Genomic DNA, 23,047 nt, shown 5'->3' with positions numbered 1-23,047 from the left:
GAGCGTGGTGGCCGAGCACACTCGGCACGTGTTCGATATGCCGGATTCCGCAGGTCTGGGCCGCACGGATCGGCGTCGCCGGGCGGTCCTCTGGTCTCTGTGACGTGCGACGGAGTTTTTGGGACCACCCGCCGTGATGGTGCACGATCGAATGGTGAGCACAACAACCGAACGCACCACCCCGTCCACCTGGCAGTACATCAAGTACGCCTACTGGGCCCCTCTCCCGAAGTCGATGACCGAGTGGGTCGAGAAGGATCTCACGGGTCCGGGTGCGTCGCTCCGCATGGTCGTGCGCTGGGCGATCCCCTGCATCATCATCCTCGCCCCGATGTGGCTCGTCCCGGCCGACTTCGGTGTCCGCTTCACGATGACGATGCCCATCCTGCTCGCCTACCTGTTCTTCTCGATCGCGCTCAACCGCGTCTACCGCCGTCACCGTCTCGCGCAGCACGGCCTCAACCCGGACCTGGTGAACCGTCTCGAGCGGGAGAAGAACGCCGACCTCTACGACGAGTACCACCGCAAGTACCGCGGTGAGGTGCGCCGGCCGCACTGAGTCCCACACCGCCCCGGTGGCTGCGGCACGCCGACTTCTGCGCTGCGAGCCGTCAAGGGTCCGGATCAGTACAGGTAGTCCTCGCCACTCGCACGAACCGTCACGTCCGAGAGGCTGATGCCCCACGGCTGGTCGATCACGTGTACCACTGCGTTCGCGAGGTCCTCCGGCGTGATGAGCCAGTACTGGATCGAGTCGACGTCGGTCAGGGCTTCGGGAAGCTCACCCCTGAGCATCTGGCCGACGTGCTCTTTGTACGACGCCGCGCGCTGGCCGACGATGCCGCGGATCGCGCGGTCGTTGACGATCCAGCTCGCGAGATTGGTGCCGGCGACCCCGGTCGGCTTGACCGTGGTGACCTTGATCTTGCCCTTGGCCTCGATTCGCAACGAGTCCGAGAGCATGGTCACGGCGGCCTTCGTCGCGCTGTACACGCCAGAACCCTCGAATCCGCCGTTGCCGTAGATCGACGCGATGTTCACGACGTGCCCGCGCCCCTGCGCGATCATCTGGTCGTAGACCGCGGAGATCCCGTTGACCACACCCTTGATGTTGATGTCGATCGCCCGGTGCCACCTCTCCCAGGCACGTTCGTGATCGGCGAAGAACGCCAGCGGCATGACCCCGGCGTTGTTGACGATGACGTCGATCGCGCCGAACCTGTCGACCGCGAGACGGGCACCGTCCTTCATCTGTCGCATGTCGGTCACGTCGGCCGCATGTGCGATCGCCGAACCACCGCTCGCCGCGATCCCGTCCACGACCATCTGCAGCGCATCGGCGTCGATGTCCACTCCGACGACGTGCGCACCCCGTGCGGCGCACTTCTCGGCGATGGTCTTGCCGAAACCGGCGGCCGCCCCGGTGATGATGATGGTCTTGTCCCGCAAGTGATCTGACATGCAACTCCCCCCCCGGCCGTAATCGGTCGGGCCATCGTAACAGCGGCGATCGTGCCCGACGGGTGCGCGTCGGTCCGGCCGTGATGTGCACCCCTCTGCGCACCGCGGCCGCTCACACACACCGGATCACTCGATCGCCGACGTCATGGGGCCTGAGGGTCCGGGCCCGTAGGAGAACGATTCAGTCATATGACTGAAGATCTGTCAAGGGCGCCGGCGGTCGAGTGTGGATTCGAGACCGAAAAGGCTTGTAGCCCTTGACACAGCCGCCTCGTATACCGAATCCTTCTCCGGGCGGCCGCGAGGTCCGGGGCCGCCCAGGTTCTCCCGCCCGCGGCGAGATCTGCCGTGGGCTCCCTCAGCACGTGCGTGCGGGAACCCTCCCGTGCGCCGACGACAGGAGATGCATGTCCGGGGCCCCAGCGACGAGACGAACCTTCCTCAAGGCCGCGGCCGTCACCGTCGCGGGCGCGGCGGCAACCTCCATCGGCGCCCCGGCGTCGGCGACGCCGTCACGGCGGGTGCGCAGCACGCGCGAGGAACACCGGGTGGTCGTCGTCGGCTCCGGTTTCGGCGGCGGGGTCGCCGCATTGCGGCTGGCGCAGGCAGGTGTCCCGGTGTTGTTGCTCGAACGCGGAAAGCGCTGGCCGACCGGGCCGAACGCGGAGACCTTCCCCCGGTCGTCGAAGCCCGACAAGCGGATGCTCTGGCACGAGTCCACGCCGAACCCGTTCGGCAGGCCACTCAGCGTGGAACCCTATGTGGGATTGTTCGAATCGGTTGCGGGCGTGAACATGACGGCGCTGTGCCCCGCCGGCCTCGGTGGCGGCTCGCTGGTGTACCAGGGAATGACCCTGCAGCCGAGCGAGGCGGTGTTCAACGAACACTTCCCCAACGCCCTCGACTGGCAGTTGATGAACCGCGTCCACTACCCGCGGGTCGCGAAGATGCTACAGGTGGCCGTCGCGCCGGACTCGCTGATCCGTGCGCCGCAGTACCTGGCTTCGCGCCAGTTCGCGAAACGTGTTCGGGCGGAGGGCCTTCCGCTGCAGAAGATCCCGATGCCCATCGACTGGAGCTACGCGGAGGCCGAACTCCGCGGCGAGATGAAACCGGCATACACCAACGGTGACGGCGCGATCGGCGTCAACAACGGCGGCAAGCACAGCATCGACGTCACCTACATCCGTCAGGCCGAGGCGACCGGACTCGTCACCGTGCGCACCCTGCATACCGTGAGGCAGGTTTCCCGGCGGAAGGACGGCAAGTGGTCACTAGACGTCGAACGGACCGACGAGACCGGAAAGGTGCTGGAGCACAAGGAGATCGTCGCCAAGGCGCTCATCCTGTCGGCGGGCAGCGTCAACACCACGAAGCTGTTGGTCAAAGCCCGGGAGGCCGGGACGATCACCGACCTGCCCGACGGCCTCGGACACGGTTGGGGAACCAACGCCGACCGCATCTACACCTGGACCAGTCCGAGCCTGGAATTCGGTGCGGTGCAAGGCGGTCCGGTTGTGTACGGCAGCCCCAACTGGAGCGACCCGAAGAGTGCGTTCACCGTCGTCCAGGCGTCGCTGCCGCCCCTGCCGGTCCGGGCCCGGACGACGATGCTCGTCGGCTTCGGGGTCAGTTCGGGACGCGGCGTGATCACCTACGATTCCGCTGCGGGGGACGCGATCCTGAAGTGGCCGCACGAGGGTGACTCGGAGATCCAGACCACACACATCGATCGCGCGGTCCGCAGGATCGCCGGTCCCGACGCGATCCTCGTCGATACCAATGCGACCTTCCCGTCGACCTGGCATTCGCTGGGTGGGGCGAACATGGGTGTCGTCTGCGACCTCGAGGGCCGGGTGAAGGGGCAGCGCGGTCTCTACGTGATCGACGGCGCCCTCATGCCCGGCACCACCGCGGCGTGCAATCCGTCGATGACCATCGCCGCGGTCGCCGAACGCGCGCTCGACCACATCGTCGCGAAGGACGTGGGGACGGTGATCTGACCGGTCGAGGCCCCTCGTCGCGCCTCAGGGCGAATCGGGGGTGACCGGCGCGAGCCACATCCCGGTGAGGGCGTCGACCACGATCTCACACTGGCGTTCCCACGGCGTCGGGGTGTGGGCGGGGTCCTCGGCGGCGCGCTCGATGTCGGCGAGGGTGTTGACGATGATGTGGCGCGTCATGTTGTTGCGGATCTCGAGCACGTCGTCGGGGAACGGGGGCAGCGCGCCGTAGAAGCCCTCGAGGATCGCGAGCAGTGGTGCGGACCCGCCCATCTGTTCGTAGAGCAGCGTGGTGGTCGACGGGTCGGCGGACACCTGCGCGAAGAACCGCGCGAAGTAGGTGGGGGAGGCGAGCCGGCCCAGGTACTCGATCTCGGGTCGGACCAGACACCGGACCCAGTCGCGGACCCCGGGGTCGGGCCCGATCTCGTCGAGCGCCTTCCGGCGCAACTCATCGAGCGGGGTGTTGTGGACCGTGAGCGCCGCCCGGATCAGGTCCGCCTTGCTGCCGAAGTGGTGCCCGACCGCGTAGTTGTTGCCCTGACCGGCGGCTTTGCTGATCTGCCTGCTCGACACCGCGGACACGCCGTGCAGGGCGATCAGCTTCTCCGCCGCGGTGATGAGTGCTTGCCGGGTGCGGGCGGACTGCTCCGTCTTCCCCTCGGTCATGGATAAATGATGCCCTACCGGCCGTCCCGTCCCGAGTACGGTTCGCCGACGCGTGGCATCGTCCCGGCGCGCGACCGTCGGCCGACCGATACGGCGGGGGGTGCGTGCGTGGCAGACCCGGCCGACCTATGGTGAAGCGACCGACACCTGTGACCCCGGCCCGTGGACACGACCCGCGAACCGGTCACGATCCGCGGGAGGGATCCTTCAATGGCGACGACGCCGACGGCTGCGAGAAGTCTGCCCGAACTGACGCTTCGAGGGATTCTCCTCGGTGGCGTCATCACTCTTGTCTTCACCGCCGCCAACGTGTACCTCGGTCTCAAGGTGGGCCTCACCTTCGCCACGGCCATCCCGGCGGCGGTCATCTCGATGAGCATCCTGCGCAACTTCGCGAACCACACCATCGTCGAGAACAACATCGTCCAGACCATCGCGTCCGCGGCCGGTACACTCTCGGCGATCATCTTCGTCATCCCCGGCCTGGTGATGATCGGCTGGTGGACGGGCTTCCCGTACTGGATCACCGTCGCGGTGTGTGCGATCGGCGGCATCCTCGGCGTGATGTACTCCATCCCGCTGCGGCGGGCCCTCGTCACCGGCTCGGATCTCCCGTATCCGGAAGGCGTTGCGGCAGCCGAGGTCCTGAAGGTCGGTGATTCCACCGGCGGGGCCCGGGAGAACAGGGCCGGCCTGCGCGCGATCATCGTCGGCTCCATCGCCTCGGCCGGATTCGCACTCCTGGCCAAGCTGAGGGTCCTCAGCGACGCCATCTCCGCCACGATCAAGGTCGGCGCGGGCGGCACCCTGTTCACCGCCGGACTGTCCATGTCCCTCATCGGAATCGGGCATCTCGTCGGCGTCACGGTGGGCATCGCGATGCTGATCGGGCTGGTCATCTCCTACGGCGTGCTGCTGCCGATCCAGAGCCAGAATGCCGGCGAACCGGGCGAAGCGCTCGGCGACATCGTGTCCGGGGTGTTCGCCAACGACGTGCGCCTCATCGGTGCAGGCGCCATCGCCATCGCCGCGATCTGGACCCTCATCAAGGTGATGGGTCCGATCGTCGGCGGCATCAAGGGCTCGCTGGCCTCCTCGCGGTCGCGACGCGATGGCGTGACCGTCGACATCACCGAGCGCGACATCCCGTTCAACATCGTCGGCGGCAGCATCCTCGTGCTGCTCATCCCGATCGGCCTGTTGCTGTGGGACTTCGTGCACAGCACCGTGCTCGAGGGCAGCGCCGCCGGGATCATCACGGTCAGCGTCGTGTTCGTGTTCGTGATCGGCCTGGCCGTCGCGGCGGTCTGCGGTTACATGGCCGGTCTGATCGGGTCGTCGAACTCGCCGATCTCCGGCGTCGGCATCCTCGTCGTGCTGATCGCGGCCATCCTCATCAAGGCCGTCTACGGGGCGACCGACGACTCGCACACCGATGCGCTCATCGCCTACACGCTGTTCACGGCGGCGATCGTGTTCGGTGTCGCGACCATCTCCAACGACAACCTGCAGGACCTCAAGACCGGTCAGCTGGTCGGCGCGACGCCGTGGAAGCAGCAGGTGGCGCTGGTGGTGGGCGTGCTGTTCGGTTCGGCGATCATCCCGCCGATCCTCGGCCTCATGTACGACGTCTTCGGTTTCGTCGGCGCGCCCGGCGCCGGTCCCGACGCGCTGGCCGCGCCGCAGGCGGGGCTGTTGTCGACGCTCGCGAAGGGCGTGCTCGGCGCCGACCTGAACTGGGGGCTGGTGGGGCTCGGCGCGCTGATCGGCGCCGTCGTCATCCTCGTCGACGAGCTCCTCGGCCGTGCCGGACGTTTCCGCATCCCGCCACTGGCCGTCGGCATGGGCATGTACCTGCCCATGTCGGTGACACTGATCATCCCGGTGGGCGCGTTCCTCGGGTACTTCTACGACAAGTGGGCCGAACGCTCGGGCGGTGCGGTCGAGCACAAGAAGCGCATGGGCGTCCTGCTCGCCACCGGTCTCATCGTCGGTGAGGCGCTGTTCGGCGTGGTGTACGCCGGCATCGTCGCGGCGACCGGAGACGACTCGGTGCTCGCCGTCGTCGGCGACGGCTTCGAGACATGGGCGCAGATCCTCGGCGTCATCGTGTTCGCCGCCGTGGTCGCGATCCTCTACAAGCGCACCACGAAGCTCGCCACCGAGAGCAGCGACCCCGAGCTCGAGACCGGGCACAAGGTCGACGGCCCGCCGGCCTGACCCGGTCTCGTCGGCCAACCGGCGCTCACCGGATCACCAAGTCGTGGCGGCACATTCGCCGATCGCGGTGTCCAGGATCTCCAGTCCGGTGCGGAGCTCGTCGTCGGAGGCGGTCAGCGGCGGCGCGATCCGGAAGATGCCGCCCATCCCGGGGAGCTGCACGACGTTCATGTGCAGGCCGAGTTCGAAGCATCGCGTCGTGATCGCGGCTCCCAGCCGGTCCGCACCCTGTTTGGTCTCCCGGTCGGTGACGAGCTCGATACCCTGCATGAGTCCGCGTCCGCGCACGTCGCCCACGCACTCGTGCCGACCCCGGATCTCCTCGAGGCCGTCGCGCAGGAGCGAACCCGCCCGCGCCGCACGGGCATCGAGACGGTCGCGCGCCAGCACGTCGAGGACGGTGAGGCCGACCGCCGCGACCAGCGGGTCGGAGACGTGGGTCGTGAAGAAGAGATATCCGCGGTCGTGGGCGGCCTGTTCGATCTCGGCGGAGGTGACGACCGCCGCCAGCGGCAGCCCCGCGCCGAGGGTCTTCGACAGGGTGAGGATGTCCGGGACGATGCCATCGCGTTCGAAGGCGTACCAGGAACCGGTGCGACACAACCCGGTCTGCGCCTCGTCGAGGATGAGCAGCATTCCGCGCTCCTCGCACTTGCGCTTGAGTGCCGCGAAATAGCCGGGCGGAGGGACGATCACGCCGCCGGAGGACAGGATCGGTTCGACGATGCAGGCGGCCAGCGAGCTGGTCGACTGGGCGTCGATGAGCTCGAAACCGAAGTCGAGCTGTCGCTGCCAGTCCAGGGTGCCGTCGGGATTCGTGAAATCCGGCCGGTACGGATTCGGGGTCGGCAGGGCGAAGTTGCCGGGCGCGACCGGGCCGTAGCCGGTGCGTCCGGCACTGTAGGTCGACGCCGCGGCGGCGTGCGTCATGCCGTGCCAGGAGCGGGCGAACGACACGATCTCGTGCTTCCCGGTGACCAGCTTGGCCATCCGGATCGCGGCCTCGTTGGATTCGGCGCCGGTGCTCAGCAGCAGCACCTTGTCCAGCGACTCGGGCAGGGTCTCGGTGAGCCGGGCCGCGAGTTCGACGACCGGTGGGGAGATCATGCCGCTGAACAGGTGGTCGAGCTCACCGATCTGGCGGGTCACCGTCGCGACGATGTCGGGATGGGAATGGCCGAGGATCGCCGACATCTGCCCTGAGGTGAAGTCGAGCAGGCGACGGCCTCCGGCGGTCTCCACCCAGCTTCCCGACGCCCGCACGATCGGCTCGGGCGAGAACTGGCCGCCGTACCGGATGAGGTGGCGGGTGTCGACGCCGGTGGCGGCGCGGTCGCGGGAGGGGGAGTCGGTGGTCATGACGACCACGGTACGAGCCGGGTCGTCGACCTCGCGCGTCGAGGTCGGCACCGCGCCGCATATCGTGTGCTCGGACGGCGGTTTCCGCGAACGAAAGGGAACACCATGGTGGATGACCGGAACCTGCGGCCGGTGGTCGACGACTACCTCGCGGGCGCAGCGCACTTGCTCGCCCTCATCGACGAGATCACCGACGAACAGTGGGAGGCACCGGGTCTCGGTGAGTGGACGGTCCGGTCGCTGGTCGGCCATACGACCCGCTCCCTGACGACCGTCGCAGACTATCTCGACCAGCCCGAACCGGAGGTCGACATCGACCGCGTCGGAAGCTATTACGCGAAGATCCAGGGACTCGCGTCGGCGCCGGAGGTCACCGCCCGCGGTGTTGCGGCCGGCGTCGAGCTCGGCGACGATCCCCTGGCCGAGGCGGCCGCGCGGCGGGATCGGGCCGCGGCCGCGCTCGACGGCATCGCCGACCGGCCGGTGGCCACCCCGTGGGGCGGCATCCTGTTGTCCGATTACCTGCCCACCCGGACCTTCGAGCTCGCGGTGCACGGCCTCGATATCGCACGGGCGATCGGCTCGTCGTCGCCCCTTCCGTCGGCGGTGCTCGCGTCGGCGCTGTCCACGGCCGCCGAGGCCGCGCGGATCACGGGGCAGGGCGAGCGGGCGCTGCTGGTGCTGACCGGGCGGGAGAACGGGCCGATCTCGGTGGTGTGACGCCGGCAGGCCGCGGAGGCCCCGACGGTGTCTCCCGTGGGGCCTTCGTGGCGATCGCGCGTGCTCTCCTGCCCCCCCCCGTGATCGGGAGATGGCGGCGCCGATGACTCAGTTCGGGACGCGGCTGTGTGCGAACACCGACACGAGCGCGGCGTTGAACGCCGGCAGGTCGTCGGGCCGCCGGCTGGTGATCAGCACGCTGTCGCCGCCGCGGCAGGTGACGACCTCCTCGTCGACCCAATTGCCGCCGGCGTTGATGACGTCGGTCTTCACGCTCGGGTAGGAGGTGAGCGTGCGGCCCCGCACCACGTCGGCCTCGATGAGCGTCCACGGCGCGTGACAGATCGCGGCGACCGGCTTGCCGGCCTCGAAGAAGCCGCGCACGAAGCGGACGGCGGGCGCCGAGACGCGCAGGAAATCCGGGTTCGCGACGCCACCGGGCAGGACGAGGGCGTCGAAGTCGGCGATCCGCGCGTCGGCGAGCGTCACATCGACCGGGAACGTGTCGGCGCGGTCGAGATGGTCGAAGGCCTGGATGGTGCCGGGTTCCAGCGATACGAGCACCGGCTTGCCGCCGCATGCCTCGACGGACTTCCACGGTTCGGTGAGTTCGACCTGTTCGGCGCCCTCCGCGGCGACCAGGAAGGCGACGGTGACGTCGTTGAGTTCTTCGGCCATGGCTGTCCTCCTCGTCGGCACCGGCACGTCGGTGGGTCGGCGCGACTGTCTGATATTCCTTCGACCTGATATTCCTTCGACGCGGTCTCGGTCGCGGATCCGTCGCGTACCCACGGGTGACCGCCCCCAATCATGTGGACCGGTTGCGGACCGTGTTGAATGGCTGCGTCACGTGCCCGGAGGCGTCCGGGAATTGATCCGATCGACGGGGGAGGAACGTCCACATGGGTGGTCTCGACGGTGTCGCGACGCTGATCCACCTGGCACGCGGCGGGGAGGTCGGCGAGACCCGCCCGACGCCGAACACCGTGCTCGTCGACGCGCCGCATCGGCAGTTGCGTCGCTACGGCACCGACGAGGAACTGACCTCGGCGCGGGCGGCGTCGACCCGCCCGGTGCTGCTGATCCCGCCGCTGGCGGTGTCGACGAACTGCTATGACCTGACGCCGGGCCTGAGTCTCGTCGAACATCTGCTGGCCACCGGCCGGGTGCCGTATGTCGTCGACTTCGGGGAGATGACCCGTGACGACCGGGACCTCGGGTTCGAGGACTTCTTCGGCGACATCGTGCCCGGCGCGATCGCCGGGACCATCACCGACTTCTACGGCGACGGCGATCAGGCCGGCAAGGTCGACCTGATCTCGTGGAGTCTCGGCGGGACCATCGCCTTCCTGACGATCGCGGCGAATCCCGGCCTTCCGGTCCGGTCGGTCACCGCGGTCGGGACACCCCTCGACTACGACCGGATCCCGCCGTACCCGCTGGTCAAGACATTGATGAAGCCGATCGGCACCGCGCCGGTGTCGCTGGCGTTGCGGGCGCTCGGCGGCATCCCGGCGCCGCTCGTGCAGGTCGCCTACCGCGGGACCGCCTGGCAGCGGGAGCTCAAGAAACCCGGCTACATCATCCGCAACGCCCACGACACCGAGGCGTTGACGCGGATGAAGGCCATCGACCGATTCCAGGAGACGATGCCGGGCTATCCGGGCAAGGCATCGCAGCAGATGTGGGAGAACTTCATCATGCGCGGCGAGCTCGCGCGTGGGGTTCTGCACTTCGACGACGTGACCGTCGAGCTCTCGAAGGTCGACGTGCCGGTGCAGCTCTTCGGCAGCCACCGGGACGCGATCGTGAGCTGGGAGGCAGCGCACCACGGCGTCGACCTGTTCACCGGGTCTCCGCACGTCGAATTCACCACCGTCGAGACGAGTCACCTCGGGCTCATCGCGGGGTCGGCGGCCGTCGAGGAGACGTGGCCGCGTATCGACGAGTTCCTGTCGGGTCTCGACTGAGCGCCGTCGAGACCCCGCCGGGCAGGAGCAGCCGGAGGATCGCAGGTTGACCGAAAGAATCGCGAGTTGGAGCTCGCGATTCCGAGGTGAACCGCGATTTCGCGGGTGCTCGGGTGCTCGGGTGCTCGGGTGCTCGGGTGGTCGGGTGGGGGATCAGGTGTTCCGGCCCCCGGGTCAGGGGGCGACGCTGAGCCAGTCGGCGAAACCGGACGGGTCGTGGCGGCCGAGCGCGCCGTGCTCGAACAGGCCCCACCCGGTGCGGGTCGTGCCGTCGGCCTCCCGGCACACCGCCTTACCGACGTGGTCGATGACGCCGAACGGGGTGCGCCCCACGATCTCCGGGCTGGTCATGTCGTAGGTGACGCGTTCGGTGAAGTCCTCGCCGCGCCACATGCCGTGCTGCCAGTCCGGATCGCCGCCGTAGCCGCCGCCGACGTGGATGGGCACGGCGAGCAGCGACTCCACCTCCAGCGTCACCGGCGATCCGTCCGACGCGGTCGCGGAGATCGTCGCACCCGTGGGGATCCGGGTGCCCGACGCGTAGTGGACGGAGATGCGCGGCCAGCCGAGCTGCTCGACGCGGCCGTCCTTCCAGACCCGCGAACAGTCGTTGAGGGTGCGGTAACCGTCGGGGTCCTCCTGCACGATGAGCACGACCTGGAAGTCGTCGAACGCCATCGGCACGTACAGCCACCACATGCCCTCGAACGGCGGATCCGCCGGGCGGCCGGCGGGTTCGGGTTCGCCCACGGGACGGATGCCCCACGATCGATCGCGGGTGCCCATCCAGGTCGACGGGTCGACGTCGATGGTCTCGCCGTCGACGGTGATGCTGCCCCGCCACGACCCGACCTGCGCGAAGCGCTGCGCGTCGAGCGTGACCTTTATGCCCTGGCGCATGAGGTGGGGTTGTTCGAGCAGCGGGTCGAACAGGCCCTCCCAGTGCAGGTCGAGCGCGATCCCCTCGGTCTCGGCAAGCGTGAGATGTAGTGTGCGCAAGGGCTCGTCGACCGCGAGTCGGTACCCGCCCACGTGCTGGTCGAGACGGTCGTCGTCGATGGCGTCGCTCAGGTGGACCGCCGTCTGCGTGTCCGCTCCGCCGGAGTCCCGGCGACGGATGAGGACGAAGGCATCCTTGACGCCGAGGTTGGGGTAGTAGCCGATACCGGTGATGAGGAAGACGTTCCCGCTGCGGTCGTGGGCGTTCAGATAGGCGCGGTCGTAGAAGTTGCGGTCCGAATTGCCCGGCCACGCGATCGGTTGCGGCAGTTGGTGAATCGGGTACTCGTCGAGGGGGCCGAGGCCGGTGCGGCTCATGTCAGGATTCCTCCAGCAGACGTTCGAGCAGGGGGCGGTGATAGAACAGGGTGCCGTCGACGTCGTCGGGGCGTTCCATCTCCCCGAAGTGGACTCGACGCGCCCCGGTGCGCATGAACACACAGCACCACTGGACCGCCGCGAACACGTGGAACCACCGCAGGTCGCCGAGCTCGACCCCGGTTCGGTCGAGATACGTTGCGCGGACGTCCTCCTCGCGCAGGAGATCGGGAAGTCCGGACAGGCCCGCCATCGAGGCGAGTTCCTGGAACACCTGGTGGGCGAAGATCGCCCACGCCACGTCGAGTTCACGCGGGCCGAGACGTGCCATCTCCCAATCGAGTACGGCGGTCGGCGCGGCGTCGACGAACATCATGTTGCCCAGCCGCGCGTCTCCCCAGGACAGCACCGACTCGGCGCGCGCCGCGTGGTCGGGGAAGTTCTCGGTGAGCCACGTCAGTGCGCGCTCGACGAGGGGCGAGGGGCCGATGCCCTCCACGGAGAGCTGGTACCAGTCCCGCAACCATGCGAGAAGTCTTGCCAGAACGGTGTTTCCGGGTGGCAGACCGTCGAGGAGGAAACCGAAGCGGTCGTGCGCGTCGGGGATCGCGTGCAGGTCGGCGATCACGTGGACCAGCGCGTCCTGCATGCGGCGGCGTTCCGCCGCGGAGGCATCGGCGAACCAGTTGTCGCCGAACGTGTACGGCATGACGTCGGGTGGCACGTCGCCGGCGTGCCGGTCCATGAGGAAGAACGGCGCGCCGAGCAGCGATCCCGTCTCCTCGAGGTGGTGCACCTGCGGCACGGGGACATCGGTGAGCTCGGCGACCAGACGCATCACCTCGAACTGGTGATCCATGCGGTACGTGCGGAAGACCGGCACGTCGCCGGCGGCCGGTGCCATGCGCATCACCCAATCCCGGGTGGGCGAGCCGGCCCAGGTTGCGGTGACGGGGATCGTCTCCGACGACATTCCGTTGGAGTCGACACCGGCCTCCACCGTCACCACGGGTATGGCGTCGGGCGTGTCCGGTTGGCCGGCCAGCCAGCCGGCGAGTGTCTGCGGGACCGAGGCGGTGTCCCGGCTGGAGCGCTGCAGATGGTCGATGTGTTCGACGGCGGGTTCGGTGGCCACGACAACCCCCAAGAGTTTCGCTACGGTGAGTAGCGTAATGACAGCAGATGTGGTGCGCTTCGCGCAGCGACTTCCGGAAAGTCGCGACGGATCGTGAGGGTGGGTCTCATGGATGCAGGTTCGGACGGCTCCGCCGTCGGTGCAGATCTGGAGGGCTCCGCCGGCGGTATCGATTCGGAGGGCTCCGCCGGCGGTATCGATTCGGAGGGCTCCGCCGGCGGTATCGATTCGGAGGGCTCCGCCCTCGGGGAATCGGAGGCGTTCGCCCTTGGTGCGGTCGAGATCGGCGCGGGCCGTCCTCGCGACGCGCGCATCGACGCGGCCGTCCTGGCGGCGGCGGCCGAGCTCGTCGTGAAGGTCGGATATCGCAAGCTGTCACTCGCCGCGATCGCCGAGCGCGCGGGCACCACCAAGACCGCGCTGTACCGGCGGTGGTCGGGCAAGACCGAACTCGTTCACGATCTGGTGTTCGCCCACATGACGCGGCTGCCCCCGTCGAGCGGCGAGGTCGCCGACGACCTGCGGGCGATGATCGAATCGGCCGGCGATCTGTTCGCCGGCCCGGTCGCCCGCGCGGCGCTGCCGGGTCTGATCGCCGACATGTCCGCCGACCCCGACCTCGCCGGGCGTGTGCACGCGGGTTTCGCGAACGTCTTCGACGCCGTGCGCGAACGACTCGTCGTGGCGGTCGAGCGCGGCGAGGTGCACCCCGACGTCGATCCCGACCGGCTCATCGAGGTCATCGGCGGTTCGGCGATGCTGCACGCGCTCATGCTCCGCGACGGCGAGTTCGACGACACCTGGGCGGACCGGCTGTCGGCGATCGTGATGCACGGCGTGTTGCGGTGAGGCGGCGAGACCGTCGTCACTCCCGGGCCGTAGCGCGCACATAGACTCGCAGAATGGCTACCCACGAACCCCGCCCCACCGACGAGATCGTCGAGCAGATCCTCTCCACCTACGACACGATCACCGTCGTCGGCGCCAGCGCCAATCCGGCCAAGGCCGCCAACGAGGTTCCGGCGCACATGAAGCACCTCGGTTGGCGCATCATCCCGGTCAACCCGACCGCCGACGAGATCGTCGGGGAGAAGGTCTACCGCTCGCTGGACGAGATCCCCGAACAGGTCGGCCTCGTCGACGTGTTCCGGCCCGGACCCGAATGCGCCGAGGTCGCGCGTGCCGCAGTCGAGGCGGGCGCGACCGCGCTGTGGCTGCAGCTCGGCATCACCTCGCCGGAAGCGCGCAAGATCGCCGAGGATGCCGGACTGCTCTACGTCGAGGACCGCTGTCTGATCATCGAGCAGCGACGCACCGGCATCGTGCCCGCGTGACGAGAGTGGGTGACCGGTGGAATTCTTCGATGAACTGACCCATCAACGACTTCCGCTGTTCCTGCTGTTCGCGTCCTTCGTCGTCACGTTCATCGTGACGCGCATGATCACCCGGCTCATCCGCGCCGGCAAGGGGCCGTTCCGCAACAACGTCTCCGGCGGGATCCACGTGCACCACATGGTGCCCGGGCTCGTGCTCACGATCGTCGGCGCGTTCATCTCGGTCGGCGTCAACGGCATCCAACCGGGTGCGTCGATCAGTGCCGTGATGATCGGCATCGGCGCGTCCCTGGTGCTCGACGAGTTCGCGCTGATCCTGCGTCTGCAAGACGTCTACTGGTCGCGCGAGGGCCAGCTGTCGGTGCAGGTGGTCGCGCTGACCGTGGCGGCGCTCGGCATGGTCATCCTCGGCTTCAATCCGTTCAACACCGAGACCGACGTCGAGTTCGGGCCGGTCGCCTTCGCGGTCACCGCGCCGATCAACATCGCCGCGGCGATCTTCTGCGTTGTCAAGGGCAAGTACTCGACGGCGATCGTCGGTGTCTTCGTCCCGATCTTCGCGTGGGCCGGGGCGATCCGGCTCGCCCGGCCGAAATCGACATGGGCGCGGCGCCGCTACTCGGAGGAGAAACTGGCCAAGGCCACGGCCCGCGCAGCCCGGTTCGACAAGCGCTGGGGCCGCTGGGGTCTGAGCATCGGGGACTGGATCGCCGGCAAGCCGATGGACGATCCCGCCGACACCGGGGCCACGGAGAAAGGCGGCGGGAGCGGGGAGGCGTTCACCGGCTGAGCCGGCTACGGGGCCGGCGCGGTCGAGTTCGCGACGGTCCCGGGCCGACCGGCGAGATCGAAGTGCTCCCGCACGATCCCGAGGAAACGCAGCGTGGCCGGCGACGGACCTCTTCGCCAGACGAATCCGAGCCGCGCATGCGTGTCGGCGTCACTGATCCGGAGTCCGACGACCCGCTCGTCGGCGGCCGCGATCGACTCGCTGAGGATTCCGGTTCCCAGCCCGCCACAAACCAATTCGAGGATCGCGTCGGGTGACGACGCCTCTATGGCGGGACGGATCGGTGTGCCCTGGGCCGATGCCGCCCGGTCGAAGACGGCCCGGATACCGGCGCCGGACGGAAGGCAGATCAGCGAGCGTTTCCGCAACTCGTCGAGGGTCACCTGCGATGCGGCACCGCCGATTCCGGCCGGCACCACCGCCACGACAGGCTCGTCGACGACCGTGAGTGAGTCGATGCCGCGCGGCAGTTCGTCGCCGTAGCCGGCAAGCGCGACGTCGAGGTCGCCCGCGAGCACCGAGGCGAGCAGCGCGTCCGACGGCGCCTCGCGCAGGCTCAGTCCGACCTTCGGGTGCGCCGCGCCGAATTCACCGAGTGCGGCGAACAGGGGCGTGATCGTGCATCCCTCGATCATCCCGACCGACAGGTTCCCGCGGACCAGTCCGCGGACGTCGGCGACGGCGCGCGACACCTCCTCGGCGGCCGCCAGCGCGGCGCGCGCCGCGGGTAACGCCGCCCGCCCGGCGTCGGTGAGCCGGACGGTGCGGCCCGATCGGTCGAACAGTGCTGCGCCGAGCTCTTTCTCGAGGCTTCGGACCTGGGCGCTGATGTTCGGCTGGGTGGTGTGCACGCGGCTCGCGGCCGCGGTGAAACCGCCCTCGTCGGCCACCGCCGCGCAGTACTCGAGCTGGCGCAACTCCATAACCATCAATGATAGTCAGTATCTGACACATCAGTTGGACTTATTCACTCGGGCGCGCGACGGTGGGATCGGAAACCCCACCGACCGAGAGGAGAAGGACATGCCCGAGTACGAGACCGCACGCACCCCGGAGGACCTGACCAGGTTGTTCGTCGAGTACTCCAACGCCGGTGATGCCGATGCGGTGGCATCGCTCTACCACGAGGACGCGGTCATGGCCTTCCCGCCGGGGCAGGTGACCCGCGGACGGCGGGCGATCCGCGACATGTGGGCAAAGGTCCTCGAACAGCGCCCGACCTTCGTGCCCGAACCGCCGCTGCCGACCCTGATGTTCGGAGACGATCTCGCCCTCACCTCGACGCCGCCCCGCGACGGTGCCGGTGCCCGCGCCCAGGTGGTGGCGCGCCGCCCCGATGGGTCGTGGGTCCGCATCATCGACCAGCCGGAATTCCAGACGCCCACGCGGTGAACTATCTGCCCGGCATTTCTGACACCGGATTCAGATCTCGTGCTAGCTTCGCTGTGGCGGGGATCACCGCGGGAGTCCAGCGGGCGAACCGAAGTCACCGTGAGCGAGAGGACGGGATCTGCGTGTCAGTGCCGGAAGCCCAGGAAGTGGCCGCACGGATCGCGGAGCGACTCGCGGCGCGGCGCGGCACCCCGGTGTCGGTCGACTCCGCGCGGCGACTTCCCGCGGGCGCCAGCCGCGCCACCTACGCGGCGTCCCTCGTCGACGGGTCCGGACGGACAGAGCCGATCGTCATCCGAGCCGTTCCGACCGCCACCGATGACGGCGGTCTCGCCGCCGAGGCGCAGGTATTGCGTGCCGCGGCCGATGCCGGCGTCCCGGTCCCCGAGATCCTCGACGCGGGATTCGGTAACTCGGGAATCGGCGACTCGGGCCTCGGTGAACCGGAGTCCGGCGAACCGGAGATCGACACGGGGGGCAGCGCACTCGGATTCCCCTATCTCGCCATGAATTTCATCTCCGGCGAGTCGATCCCCCGTCGTATTCTGCGCGACGACGGCCACGCCGTGGCACGGTCGCGATTCGTAGGGCAGTGCGGACGGATTCTGGCACGAGTGCACCAGATCGACCCGGCGAAGACGCCGGACCTGACCGAGCTCACCGATCCGATCGAGGGCCTGCGGCGGCTCTTCACCCGTGAGTTCGACGCCATGCCCGCCGGTCTCGTCCTGGCGGTGCAATGGCTGCGGGACAACCCGCCCGAACCGTCCCCCGCGCCATGTGTGGTGCACGGGGATTTCCGGCTCGGGAACCTGCTCGTCGACAACGAAGGCATTGCCGCCGTGCTGGATTGGGAACTCGTGCACATCGGCGACCCGATCGAGGACCTGGGTTGGCTGTGCGCCAAGGCATGGCGGTTCGGCGCGGCCGCACCCGTCGCGGGGATGGGAGAACGGGCCGCGCTCCTCGATGCGTACGCCGAGGTCGCGGGGTGGCGGCCGACCATCGAGACCCTGCGCTGGTGGGAGCTGTACGCCACGGTGAAGTGGGGGTTGATCTGCGCGGTGCAGGCCAACCGACACCTCGACGGCGTGGAACGTTCGGTCGAGCTCGCCGCAATCGGAAGGCGGAGTGCCGAACAGGAATTCGACGCCCTGCTCGATCTCGGGCTGGTGTCGCCGGAGGTGGTCGACGACCCGCTGGCCGCGGGGCTTCCCGCACCGGACGAGGAGCCCCACGGTGCGCCCGGTGCGGCGGAACTCCTCGAGGCGTTGGCCGAGTTCTTGCGCTCGGAGTCCGTCACCGCAGAGATGTCGCCGCAGATCCGGTTCCACACCCGGGTCGCGGGCAATGTCGTCGACATCGTGCGCCGTCAGGTGTTGCTCGGTCCGGCGCAGGCGGCCGAGAGCGCCGCCCGCCTCGCCGCGTTGGGCGTCGCCGATCAGAAGGCGCTGTGCGCGGCGCTGTGGTCCGGCGAACTCGACGGCACCGACCAGAAGGTGCGCGACGCGATCATCGCCGACGTGCGGGCCCGCCTCCTGGTGGCCAACCCGAAGTACTTCGCGGTTCCGCATCCCTGACCGACGCCGCCCACCGGCATCGGAGTTGCCGAGACCCCGCGAGACCGCCGCCCGCCAGACCGACACCGAGAAGAACCGTCCGGAGACAAGAGGATTCACCGTGGACTTCGCACTGCCCGACTCGCTCAAGGAATACCTCGACGAGCTCGACGCCTTCATCGAGGCCGAGATCAAGCCGCTCGAGCAGGCCGACGACAACATCCGGTTCTTCGACCATCGTCGTGAGGATTCACGGACCGACTGGGAGCGGGGCGGCCTGCCGAACGCCGAATGGGAGGCACTGCTGGCCGAGGCACGGCGTCGTGCCGACGCCGCCGGGCACTTCCGGTACCCGTTCCCCAAGGAGTACGGGGGACGCGACGGGTCGAATCTCGCGATGGCGGTCATCCGTGAGCACCTCGCGTCGAAAGGCCTCGGGCTGCACTGCGATCTGCAGAACGAACATGCCATCGTCGGCAACAACATCGGGTTGCTGCTGATGCTCGAATACGGGTCGTCCGAGCAGCAGGAGGAGTGGGTCGAGGGGCTGGCCGCCGGCACCAGGTTCTTCGCCTTCGGTATCACCGAACCCGACCACGGTTCGGACGCCACGTACATGGAGACCACCGCGGTCCGGGACGGCGACGACTGGATCATCAACGGCGAGAAGACCTGGAACACGGGTATCCACGCCGCGCACCGCGACATCATCTTCGCCCGCACCAGCGGTGAACCCGGTGATGCGAAGGGCATCACGGCCTTCCTCGTCGACCCGAAGTCGCCGGGCTTCACGGTCGAGGAATACCTGTGGACGTTCAACATGCCCACCGACCACGCCCACATCATGCTTCGTGACGTGCGGGTGCCGAACTCGGCCGTGTTCGGCGCGGAGGGCGCGGGACTGCAGGTGGTGCAGCACTTCTTCAACGAGAACCGCATCCGGCAGGCCGCGTCGAGCCTCGGCGCCGCCCAGTACTGCGTCAACCGGGCCGTCGAATACGCCAATGAGCGCGCCCCCTTCGGCAAGAGGCTGTCCACCAACCAGGCCATCCAGTTCCCGCTCGTCGACCTGCACACCCGCTGTGCGATGGTGCGGGCGCTGATCCGGGAAACCGCGTGGAAGATGGACACCTACGGGCCGTTCTCCGCGTCGGCGGAGGTGTCGATGTGCAACTACCAGGCCAACCGACTGTGCTGTGATGCCGCCGACCAGGCCATGCAGGTCTTCGGCGGCCGCGGGTACTCACGGCACGAGCCGTTCGAGCACATCTATCGCCACCACCGCCGCTACCGGATCACCGAAGGCGCGGACGAGATCCAGATGCGCCGTGTCGCCGGGTACCTGTTCGGTTTCATGTCGGGCAAGGCGCCCAAGGGCGTGCGCTCGTCCTGAGTAGGCTTGGCGGCATGCGAGATCATGTGCGAACCGCGTCGGACGAGGTGTGCCGGCCATGATCGCAGTCATCGTCATCGTCGTGACCGTGGTGGTCGCGCTGTTCATCCTGGCCGGGGCGGCGTGGTTCGCCTACGACTCCGACAAACGTGTGCGAGCCTTTGCGCGGTCGACCGATCTCATCCCCGGCAAGCCCGGTCGGGCGCCGGAGAGCTGGGCGACCGACAACACGCGAGAGGCATTGCTGCACCGCAGGATTCGGTATGCGATTGCCGATGTGCACGCCAATCCGGCGATCCCGCACTACGAGGAGCTCGTCGCGGCGCGGGATCGGCTCGACGACGCGGTGTTCGCGATCGACGACCGGCTGATCGAGGCGTCGCAGCTGACCGGCGACGCGGCCACCGAGGCGCTCGACGCCATCGAGGAGGCGATCAAGGTCCTCGAGGAGCTGCCCAAGAAGCTGTGGGAGGCGCCGAACGCCGAGCAACTCGCCGACATGGATCGCGTCGCACGGGTGCTCAACGGCCTCTGACCTCAGATCACCACCGGACGCGGCGGTGGATCGGGTTCGGGTGGCCCCGGCTGCGGATCGGGGGCCGGCGGCGGCGTGGGCACCGGGATGGGCGGCTCCGGCGGCGGTTCCGGGATGGGCTCGGGCGCCGGGACCGGCTCCGGAGGCGGAGGTGGCTGGGGCACCGGCTGGTTCATCGTCGGTTGGTCCATTCGGGTCCTCTCGACGTGCGCGTTCGTCAGGTTTCTCCGACGTCGTCCGGTGTCGACGCTACGCCCGTCGGCAGGGCCGGGCCACCGTCCGCCCGGCGCCTGGCTCAGGACTCGGCGAGATCGAGCAGGGACCGCACGGTGCGGAGGTTGCGCGCCGTGCCCTGCACACCGAGACCGCGCGCGATGGCCGAGGCGGTCAGCTTCGAGCGGCCCGCACCCGAGTGATAGCGGATGTGCAGGTCACGGCCGATGACGCGGTGGACGTCGGCGCCGAAATCCTGCTGTTCGAACGCGGCGACCCGGGACGGATCGGGCTCGGCGACGAGGAAATGGATGTAGGAGAACCTGTCGTCGACGACCTCGAACGGATGCGCCTCGAGCGCGGTGCGGACCTCGTCGGGTGACCGGCTGATCACCTCGCGGAAGTACCCGTAGCGGGTGGTGATGGCGGTTTCGAGGGCGCGGTCGAAATGATCCGGGTCGCCCGGCGGGGCGCAGACGAGATTGCCCGACGCGATGTAGGTGGAGACGTCGGTCGCGCCGAGTTCGGTGGCCATCTCCCGTAGTTCGGCCATCGGGAGTTTCGCGCCTCCGACGTTGACCGCGCGGATGAGGATGATCCGCCGACCGGGTCCGGTGCCCGAGCTCTTCTCCTCCGGATGCTTCCCGCCGGGGTTGTCGGTTCCGCTCATGTGTCCATGGTGCCGTGCCGGGTGGCGGGGTCAGGGTTTCGACAGATCCGTACGCACCAGCATGACGTTGTAGTCGTCCCACCGGGACACGACGAAGTACAGGTTCTTTCCGGTTGACCGGGGGTGGATATAGGGCGTGTACAGACCGTTCGACTGCGAGTTCGAGATGAGGACCCGCGGGTCGCCCCACGGGCCGACCGGGGTGGGCGCGGTCCGCATCATGATGTTCCCGGTCTGCTCGGTCAGCATCACGAACTTCTTCAGGTGGTCGTTGTAGGCCACCGACATCTCGCTGACCGGGCGGCCGACGATCGGCACCGCTGCGGCGGGGTTCGGCGACCACGCGCCCGGAGAACGGAAGTCACCGCCCCGGAAGTATCGATAGCGGTCGAGATTCAGGATGTCCGAAGGACGGAAGCGTGCCACGTACGCCGAGCCGCGTCGCCCGTTGGGGGTGCCGTACTGGTAGATCCAGTCTCCGCTGCGCAGGAAGGCACCCATCTGGAATCGACTGTGCCCGTTGGTGACCTGCGGTACGCCGGGCAGATCGAGGTCCAGGTTGGCGCGGATCGTGTCGGGGACCATCGTCCACGTCTGACCGTTGTCGTGCGACACCGCGATCGCCGAGAAGTTCGTGCGCCAGCGGCCCGGACCCTCCCACTCGTGGATTGACATGAAGCTCAGGTATTGGGTGCCGTTGATCGAGATGCCGCCGGTCGGGATGCGGCCGACCTCGATGTTGCGGACGCCGACCGCGTTGAACATCGGCTGCGCGTACCTCGGGTGGGCCGACGTCACCGACGCTCCGGACCGGACGACGCCGGGGACCGCGTCCGGGAACTCGATCGCCTTGTCCAGGTTCGAGTTCGCGTTGCTGCGCAGCATGGTGTTGTGCCGCCACACCATCTGACCCGCACATCTGCCCCACGTGTCGCCGAATGCCATCAGCACCTGGCCCGAACCGTTGTCCCACGGGACGCCGACGTCGGTGGAGGTGATCGAGAACCGCAGGTCGGTGCGAGCCGGGCTGCGCGGGCCGGTCACCCATGAGATCGCCGTCGTCGCGCCCTTCAGCTTCGGCAACGGGCCCTGGGGCTTCTTGCCGCCGGCGCGGTAGCTGCCGAAGTCGAGACTGCCCCAGCCCAGGCGGCTCGAGCTCTCACTGCCGGTGCTGCCGACGTCGCCGCCGGTGATGCCGGCTGCGTTGCAGACCGACGCCGCGGCGGGCGTCGCCACCACGGCTGTGGCCGACGCGGTCAGCGCGAAGGTCGCGCCGGCGACGACGAGGGCGCGACCGACACGAGACGTCAGGCGCGAACGTCTGCGTCGGGACATGCGTGTACCCCCTGGGCTACCTGCGGATGGTGCCAGTGTTGCAGAAGTCATCTCGGCGTGGGGAGTCGGTGACCGAAGCTATACCGCGGCGTTATCGGTGGCGTTGTCGGTCCGGTCGATACGCCCACCTCCGCGGGCGATTCGTCCACCCGGGCATCACCGGGCTCAGTGCCGGGTCGCCACCGCGAAGCTCCGCCGGAACGGGAGCAGGGTGCCCCACTCGCGGCGGGGATATGCCTCGGACAGCCGCTTCTTGAGCTCGGTCACGAACGGCTCGCGCTGCTTGGTGGGCAGAGCCTGCAGGTAGGGCCGCGCGCCGGTACCCGAGATCCAGTCGAAGACCGGGTCGTCACCGTCGAGCACATGCAGGTAGGTCGTCTCCCACGCGTTCACGCGGAAGCCCCGGTCGAAGAAGAACTCGAGGTAGACCTGTGCGTCGAGCCGGGGCAGGGGCCGGACGTCGGCGAGGAACTCCTTGTACGGCTCGGTGTCGGCGAGCTCGGACAGCGCGGTGCGGAACGGGGCGTCGTACCCGTTGGGCACCTGGACGGCGAACGCGCCGCCGTCGGAGAGATGACCGAGGAGCCGGTCGATGACGTCGAACTGGTCGGGTACCCACTGGAACATCGCGTTCGAGATCATCAGGTCGAACGTGCGGTGGGGCGTCCACTCGGTGACGTCGGCGACGTCGAAGTTCGCGTGCGGGTCGGTGTTGTCGCCGATGGCCCGGGCGATCATCGCGGCGGATTCGTCGATGCCGAGGATCTCGGCGTCGGGCCACTGCGCACGCAGGTGTTTGGTGAGGTGGCCCGGCCCGCAGCCCAGGTCGACGATGGTCGACGGGTTGATGGGGATCTGCGCGATGAGGTCCAGGAACGGTCTCGCACGGTCGTCGGCGAATTGCAGGTAGCGTGCCGGGTCCCAGACAGCCATGGCCTCCACCCTAGGGTGCAGGCGTGTGCGGTGTCACGG

At 68.5% G+C, this 23,047-nt stretch carries 23 protein-coding genes; 12 read left to right on the top strand and 11 right to left on the bottom strand.

What is annotated here, in order from left to right; genetic code table 11:
• The first annotated feature begins 136 nt into the window (after nucleotides 1–136).
• Nucleotides 137–559, top strand: a complete 423-nt coding sequence (locus ABFT43_RS16180; protein WP_347961354.1) for a DUF5313 domain-containing protein — start codon at nucleotides 137–139, stop codon at nucleotides 557–559.
• Nucleotides 560–624: 65 nt separating this feature from the next.
• Here the strand turns inward: ABFT43_RS16180 and ABFT43_RS16175 are convergent, their stop codons facing one another.
• Nucleotides 625–1,461: an SDR family oxidoreductase gene (locus ABFT43_RS16175; protein WP_347961353.1), complete on the bottom strand. Its 837-nt coding sequence runs from the start codon at nucleotides 1,459–1,461 to the stop codon at nucleotides 625–627.
• A gap of 407 nt (nucleotides 1,462–1,868) precedes the next feature.
• On the opposite strand from ABFT43_RS16175, the gene ABFT43_RS16170 reads away from it, so the two are divergent.
• Nucleotides 1,869–3,464, top strand: a complete 1,596-nt coding sequence (locus ABFT43_RS16170; RefSeq protein ID WP_347961352.1) for a GMC oxidoreductase — start codon at nucleotides 1,869–1,871, stop codon at nucleotides 3,462–3,464.
• Between the two features lie 24 nt (nucleotides 3,465–3,488).
• Here ABFT43_RS16170 and ABFT43_RS16165 read toward each other — a convergent pair whose 3' ends face one another.
• Nucleotides 3,489–4,133 carry a TetR/AcrR family transcriptional regulator gene (locus tag ABFT43_RS16165; RefSeq protein ID WP_347961351.1) on the bottom strand — a complete coding sequence of 215 codons (645 nt, stop codon included), beginning with the start codon at nucleotides 4,131–4,133 and terminating at the stop codon, nucleotides 3,489–3,491.
• A 210-nt stretch (nucleotides 4,134–4,343) separates the two neighbouring features.
• On the opposite strand from ABFT43_RS16165, the gene ABFT43_RS16160 reads away from it, so the two are divergent.
• A complete protein-coding gene (locus ABFT43_RS16160; RefSeq protein WP_347961350.1) occupies nucleotides 4,344–6,353 on the top strand; it encodes an OPT family oligopeptide transporter in 2,010 nt (669 codons plus the stop codon).
• 33 nt (nucleotides 6,354–6,386) lie between these two features.
• On the opposite strand, the gene ABFT43_RS16155 is transcribed toward ABFT43_RS16160, so the two are convergent.
• Nucleotides 6,387–7,712: an aspartate aminotransferase family protein gene (locus ABFT43_RS16155; RefSeq protein WP_347961349.1), complete on the bottom strand. Its 1,326-nt coding sequence runs from the start codon at nucleotides 7,710–7,712 to the stop codon at nucleotides 6,387–6,389.
• 105 nt (nucleotides 7,713–7,817) lie between these two features.
• Between ABFT43_RS16155 and ABFT43_RS16150 the strand changes: the two genes are divergently transcribed.
• Nucleotides 7,818–8,432: a maleylpyruvate isomerase family mycothiol-dependent enzyme gene (locus ABFT43_RS16150; RefSeq protein WP_347961348.1), complete on the top strand. Its 615-nt coding sequence runs from the start codon at nucleotides 7,818–7,820 to the stop codon at nucleotides 8,430–8,432.
• Between the two features lie 108 nt (nucleotides 8,433–8,540).
• Here the strand turns inward: ABFT43_RS16150 and ABFT43_RS16145 are convergent, their stop codons facing one another.
• Nucleotides 8,541–9,110 (bottom strand): type 1 glutamine amidotransferase domain-containing protein, encoded by a 570-nt coding sequence (locus ABFT43_RS16145; RefSeq protein ID WP_347961347.1) that lies wholly within the window; start codon nucleotides 9,108–9,110, stop codon nucleotides 8,541–8,543.
• Nucleotides 9,111–9,334: 224 nt separating this feature from the next.
• On the opposite strand from ABFT43_RS16145, the gene ABFT43_RS16140 reads away from it, so the two are divergent.
• On the top strand, nucleotides 9,335–10,402 hold the full coding sequence (locus ABFT43_RS16140; protein WP_347961346.1) for an alpha/beta hydrolase: 1,068 nt from the start codon (nucleotides 9,335–9,337) through the stop codon (nucleotides 10,400–10,402).
• A 174-nt stretch (nucleotides 10,403–10,576) separates the two neighbouring features.
• Here the strand turns inward: ABFT43_RS16140 and ABFT43_RS16135 are convergent, their stop codons facing one another.
• Nucleotides 10,577–11,719 carry a hypothetical protein gene (locus ABFT43_RS16135; RefSeq protein ID WP_347961345.1) on the bottom strand — a complete coding sequence of 381 codons (1,143 nt, stop codon included), beginning with the start codon at nucleotides 11,717–11,719 and terminating at the stop codon, nucleotides 10,577–10,579.
• Between the two features lies 1 nt (nucleotide 11,720).
• Nucleotides 11,721–12,854: a phosphotransferase family protein gene (locus ABFT43_RS16130; RefSeq protein WP_347961344.1), complete on the bottom strand. Its 1,134-nt coding sequence runs from the start codon at nucleotides 12,852–12,854 to the stop codon at nucleotides 11,721–11,723.
• 282 nt (nucleotides 12,855–13,136) lie between these two features.
• Here ABFT43_RS16130 and ABFT43_RS16125 point away from each other — a divergent pair, with 282 nt between their 5' ends.
• Genes ABFT43_RS16125 through ABFT43_RS16115 form a run of 3 tightly spaced genes read left to right on the top strand, consistent with a single transcriptional unit; the run spans nucleotide 13,137 to nucleotide 14,978 of the window.
• Nucleotides 13,137–13,703 carry a TetR/AcrR family transcriptional regulator gene (locus tag ABFT43_RS16125; protein ID WP_347961494.1) on the top strand — a complete coding sequence of 189 codons (567 nt, stop codon included), beginning with the start codon at nucleotides 13,137–13,139 and terminating at the stop codon, nucleotides 13,701–13,703.
• Between the two features lie 53 nt (nucleotides 13,704–13,756).
• A complete protein-coding gene (locus tag ABFT43_RS16120) occupies nucleotides 13,757–14,188 on the top strand; it encodes a CoA-binding protein (RefSeq protein WP_347961343.1) in 432 nt (143 codons plus the stop codon).
• A 16-nt stretch (nucleotides 14,189–14,204) separates the two neighbouring features.
• Nucleotides 14,205–14,978, top strand: coding sequence for a hypothetical protein (locus ABFT43_RS16115; protein WP_347961342.1), 774 nt, complete (start codon nucleotides 14,205–14,207; stop codon nucleotides 14,976–14,978).
• Nucleotides 14,979–14,983: 5 nt separating this feature from the next.
• On the opposite strand, the gene ABFT43_RS16110 is transcribed toward ABFT43_RS16115, so the two are convergent.
• On the bottom strand, nucleotides 14,984–15,901 hold the full coding sequence (locus ABFT43_RS16110; RefSeq protein WP_347961341.1) for a LysR substrate-binding domain-containing protein: 918 nt from the start codon (nucleotides 15,899–15,901) through the stop codon (nucleotides 14,984–14,986).
• Nucleotides 15,902–16,001: 100 nt separating this feature from the next.
• Between ABFT43_RS16110 and ABFT43_RS16105 the strand changes: the two genes are divergently transcribed.
• From ABFT43_RS16105 to ABFT43_RS16090, 4 genes are all read left to right on the top strand, one after another.
• Nucleotides 16,002–16,370, top strand: coding sequence for a YybH family protein (locus ABFT43_RS16105; protein WP_347961340.1), 369 nt, complete (start codon nucleotides 16,002–16,004; stop codon nucleotides 16,368–16,370).
• A 122-nt stretch (nucleotides 16,371–16,492) separates the two neighbouring features.
• Nucleotides 16,493–17,950: a phosphotransferase family protein gene (locus ABFT43_RS16100; RefSeq protein WP_347961339.1), complete on the top strand. Its 1,458-nt coding sequence runs from the start codon at nucleotides 16,493–16,495 to the stop codon at nucleotides 17,948–17,950.
• Between the two features lie 100 nt (nucleotides 17,951–18,050).
• Entirely contained in the window at nucleotides 18,051–19,322 is a 1,272-nt protein-coding gene (locus ABFT43_RS16095; RefSeq protein WP_347961338.1) for an acyl-CoA dehydrogenase family protein, read from the top strand.
• A 58-nt stretch (nucleotides 19,323–19,380) separates the two neighbouring features.
• Nucleotides 19,381–19,857 (top strand): hypothetical protein, encoded by a 477-nt coding sequence (locus tag ABFT43_RS16090; RefSeq protein ID WP_347961337.1) that lies wholly within the window; start codon nucleotides 19,381–19,383, stop codon nucleotides 19,855–19,857.
• 2 nt (nucleotides 19,858–19,859) lie between these two features.
• Here ABFT43_RS16090 and ABFT43_RS16085 read toward each other — a convergent pair whose 3' ends face one another.
• The 4 genes from ABFT43_RS16085 to ABFT43_RS16070 form a co-directional block, all read right to left on the bottom strand.
• On the bottom strand, nucleotides 19,860–20,048 hold the full coding sequence (locus ABFT43_RS16085) for a hypothetical protein (protein WP_347961336.1): 189 nt from the start codon (nucleotides 20,046–20,048) through the stop codon (nucleotides 19,860–19,862).
• A gap of 104 nt (nucleotides 20,049–20,152) precedes the next feature.
• Entirely contained in the window at nucleotides 20,153–20,740 is a 588-nt protein-coding gene (locus ABFT43_RS16080; RefSeq protein ID WP_347961335.1) for a DUF1697 domain-containing protein, read from the bottom strand.
• Nucleotides 20,741–20,770: 30 nt separating this feature from the next.
• Entirely contained in the window at nucleotides 20,771–22,075 is a 1,305-nt protein-coding gene (locus ABFT43_RS16075) for a DUF4185 domain-containing protein (protein WP_347961334.1), read from the bottom strand.
• 165 nt (nucleotides 22,076–22,240) lie between these two features.
• Complete coding sequence (locus tag ABFT43_RS16070; RefSeq protein WP_347961333.1) at nucleotides 22,241–23,008, bottom strand: methyltransferase domain-containing protein; 768 nt, start codon at nucleotides 23,006–23,008, stop codon at nucleotides 22,241–22,243.
• Nucleotides 23,009–23,047 lie beyond the last annotated feature (39 nt).

This window comes from Gordonia aurantiaca (assembly GCF_039939235.1).
Taxonomy (GTDB): domain Bacteria; phylum Actinomycetota; class Actinomycetes; order Mycobacteriales; family Mycobacteriaceae; genus Gordonia.
Note: the sequence above shows the minus strand (reverse complement) of the source record. Positions and strands in the feature narration are given on the sequence as shown.

Coding starts and splice junctions, on each gene's coding strand:
- ABFT43_RS16140 (WP_347961346.1), top strand. CDS start 9,335: ATGGGTGGTCTCGACGGTGTCGCGACGCTGATCCACCTGGCACGCGGC.
- ABFT43_RS16080 (WP_347961335.1), bottom strand. CDS start 20,740: ATGAGCGGAACCGACAACCCCGGCGGGAAGCATCCGGAGGAGAAGAGC.
- ABFT43_RS16170 (WP_347961352.1), top strand. CDS start 1,869: ATGTCCGGGGCCCCAGCGACGAGACGAACCTTCCTCAAGGCCGCGGCC.
- ABFT43_RS16105 (WP_347961340.1), top strand. CDS start 16,002: ATGCCCGAGTACGAGACCGCACGCACCCCGGAGGACCTGACCAGGTTG.
- ABFT43_RS16165 (WP_347961351.1), bottom strand. CDS start 4,133: ATGACCGAGGGGAAGACGGAGCAGTCCGCCCGCACCCGGCAAGCACTC.
- ABFT43_RS16085 (WP_347961336.1), bottom strand. CDS start 20,048: ATGGACCAACCGACGATGAACCAGCCGGTGCCCCAGCCACCTCCGCCT.
- ABFT43_RS16155 (WP_347961349.1), bottom strand. CDS start 7,712: ATGACCACCGACTCCCCCTCCCGCGACCGCGCCGCCACCGGCGTCGAC.
- ABFT43_RS16120 (WP_347961343.1), top strand. CDS start 13,757: ATGGCTACCCACGAACCCCGCCCCACCGACGAGATCGTCGAGCAGATC.
- ABFT43_RS16180 (WP_347961354.1), top strand. CDS start 137: ATGGTGCACGATCGAATGGTGAGCACAACAACCGAACGCACCACCCCG.
- ABFT43_RS16160 (WP_347961350.1), top strand. CDS start 4,344: ATGGCGACGACGCCGACGGCTGCGAGAAGTCTGCCCGAACTGACGCTT.
- ABFT43_RS16090 (WP_347961337.1), top strand. CDS start 19,381: ATGATCGCAGTCATCGTCATCGTCGTGACCGTGGTGGTCGCGCTGTTC.
- ABFT43_RS16110 (WP_347961341.1), bottom strand. CDS start 15,901: ATGGAGTTGCGCCAGCTCGAGTACTGCGCGGCGGTGGCCGACGAGGGC.
- ABFT43_RS16145 (WP_347961347.1), bottom strand. CDS start 9,110: ATGGCCGAAGAACTCAACGACGTCACCGTCGCCTTCCTGGTCGCCGCG.
- ABFT43_RS16070 (WP_347961333.1), bottom strand. CDS start 23,008: ATGGCTGTCTGGGACCCGGCACGCTACCTGCAATTCGCCGACGACCGT.
- ABFT43_RS16135 (WP_347961345.1), bottom strand. CDS start 11,719: ATGAGCCGCACCGGCCTCGGCCCCCTCGACGAGTACCCGATTCACCAA.
- ABFT43_RS16075 (WP_347961334.1), bottom strand. CDS start 22,075: ATGTCCCGACGCAGACGTTCGCGCCTGACGTCTCGTGTCGGTCGCGCC.
- ABFT43_RS16175 (WP_347961353.1), bottom strand. CDS start 1,461: ATGTCAGATCACTTGCGGGACAAGACCATCATCATCACCGGGGCGGCC.
- ABFT43_RS16150 (WP_347961348.1), top strand. CDS start 7,818: ATGGTGGATGACCGGAACCTGCGGCCGGTGGTCGACGACTACCTCGCG.